The sequence below is a fragment of the Streptomyces sp. NPDC047028 genome (assembly GCF_040644095.1).
Lineage (GTDB): Bacteria > Actinomycetota > Actinomycetes > Streptomycetales > Streptomycetaceae > Streptomyces.
This window is the reverse complement of sequence record NZ_JBEYVS010000121.1, coordinates 1-2,095: the sequence shown is the minus strand read 5'-3', so window position 1 is coordinate 2,095 and position 2,095 is coordinate 1. Positions and strand designations below refer to the sequence as shown.

Genomic DNA, 2,095 nt, shown 5'->3' with positions numbered 1-2,095 from the left:
CACTAAGGGCTGTCCCGTAAATGACTTCGGGCATGCCCGCTGACCTGGCCGTCTGCCTTGTCATCCGGTGAGGGTGAGGTTGTGCAGGCGGGCGATGCCGAGCATGGCGTGGTGGACGCCGTCGCCCTTGAGACGGCAGTCGCGGAGGATCTTCCAGGTCTTCATGCGGGCGAAGGCGTGCTCGACGCGGGCGCGGACCTTGCGGTGTGAGCGGTTGTGTTCCTCTTTCCAGGCCGGGAGTTCGGCGTGGCGGGGTTCGCGGCGGTGCGGGATGATCAGGCCAGTGCCGCGGTAGCCGCCGTCCGCGATGACCGTGGTGCGGCCGACGGCGGCCTTGGCGCCGGAGGCTCCCACGCCTTGCAATCGTTGCGGTTCCCGGGCAGTGGTCGGCCGACGGCCACGACGAGCCGGGTGTCGGCGTCGATGACGACCTGGTGGTTGGTCGAGTACCGGTAATTCTTCGACTGCTCGGCGACCTGGTGGTCGCGGGTGGGGACCAAGGTGCCGTCCACGATCAGCACGGTGTCCTTGCGGAACCGCTTGCGGGGCTGCAGAGCCAATGCCGGGCCGAGGTGGTCGACGATCCGGTCGGCCGCGGACTTCGACACCCCGAACAGCAGCGCGAGTTGGCGCAGGGTGAGGTTGGTCCGCCAGTACGCGGCAACCATCAGCACCCGGTCCTCCAGCGGCAGGCCCCACGGCCGGCCCTTGCGGACCGGATCCGCACCTTCGTGCCGCAACGCGGTGATCAGTCTGCCGAACTGACGCGCACTCAGCCCAGTGAACGGGGCTATCCAGGACGGCTCAGACGCCGTGATCACACCAACCACAGCAAGATCATCTCATCCGTGACCAGCAGTTACGGGACAAGACTTAGACCGACCACGGGGCGGTGACGGCTTGCAGCGGCGGTCACTTCCGGGTGACGATGAGCGTCGTCACCCATTCGACCAGAGCGTGAGGCAGATCAAGCGCGGCAGGGCAGGCTAACAACAGGGCTCCTGCGGCGGTGGGTTGAGACTTCGAACACCTCCTCCAATAGTGCAGGGGCCATCTGCGTGGGGCCACCGGCGCTGCAGTCGCCACGCTACAAGGTTCACTGAACCTCTTCATCCTCCGTATCCGCAGATCAGGAAGGTGTGGATGGCGGCGACGATGCGTCCCCTGCCGTTCGTCGAGCACCGGGCTCGACGAAGGAGGCGCCAGGTTTTCAGCTGTGCGAATGCGCCTCCGCCAGGAGTGCGTAGTCGGGCGTGATTACGGTTGTACTGCTGGTAGTGCTCAGGCAATTCGTGGTGGTGGTAGTAGGGGGTGCGGATGGTGGCGCCGGCACCTTGGTAGGCGTGATCGTCCAGGACCAGGATCTCCAGGTATGGCAGTTCTCGATCACGCCGCGAGCACGGGCGACGGTCAGGTCGTGGGCGCGTCCGGGCTCGGGCTCGCGAGAAGCACAGGGGTGTGCCGTCGGGTGCGGCGACGACCTGCACGTTCATGCCGTGCCTTCTTGCGTTTCTGCGAGTAGTACAGCTCGTCCGTTCCGCGACCCGGTGGGTTGCCATCAGGGTGCCGTCGAGGATCACGAAGTCGTCCTCGCCGTAGCCGGTCAAGGCCTGTTGCCGTCTTGGGAGCCCAGGCGGCGAGGACGTCGGACCGTCTCGTCCACGTAGCTCCAGGCCCTCGTTTCTGAGACGCCGAGCGCTGCGCTGAGCTGGGCGAGAGTCTCGTTCTTGCGCAGGTGGGAAAGGGCGAGCTGTGCCTGACGGCAGCGGCTCAACTTGCGCCAGCGAGTGCGGCGTTCACACCGGCGGGCGTAGATGAGCCATGAGACGTGCTCGATCAGCTCGTGCCGGACGTCGAGCTTGGAGAGATACGGACCCAACGAAGTCCCCCGGCCGTCGGCGTGTCGTGTGAGATCACCACACCAACGACGAGGGGCTTCGCCACGTCACCGCCCCTGACCAGCCTCTTTCACCCTATAGAGCCCAAGAATGAAAGAGGTTACTGAACCTCTTTCATCCTGTGCTGGCGGGTGAAATGGGCTGGTCAGCGGCTGTGGTGACGAGGCAGGGCCCCTCGTCGTTGGCGTGGTGATTCC

2 protein-coding genes and 2 pseudogenes are annotated in these 2,095 nt (G+C 65.7%); all 4 read right to left on the bottom strand.

The window, feature by feature from the left end; all coding sequences use genetic code 11:
- Window positions 1-60: 60 nt before the first annotated feature.
- A pseudogene (locus ABZ854_RS37195) lies at window positions 61-830 on the bottom strand (transposase).
- Between the two features lie 45 nt (window positions 831-875).
- A pseudogene (locus tag ABZ854_RS37190) lies at window positions 876-993 on the bottom strand (IS5/IS1182 family transposase); the annotation flags it as partial.
- A 116-nt stretch (window positions 994-1,109) separates the two neighbouring features.
- A complete protein-coding gene (locus ABZ854_RS37185) occupies window positions 1,110-1,559 on the bottom strand; it encodes a transposase family protein (protein WP_361220473.1) in 450 nt (149 codons plus the stop codon).
- 44 nt (window positions 1,560-1,603) lie between these two features.
- Entirely contained in the window at window positions 1,604-1,774 is a 171-nt protein-coding gene (locus ABZ854_RS37180; protein WP_361220471.1) for a transposase family protein, read from the bottom strand.
- Window positions 1,775-2,095: the final 321 nt, after the last annotated feature.

Coding starts and splice junctions, on each gene's coding strand:
- ABZ854_RS37185 (WP_361220473.1), bottom strand. CDS start 1,559: ATGGCAACCCACCGGGTCGCGGAACGGACGAGCTGTACTACTCGCAGA.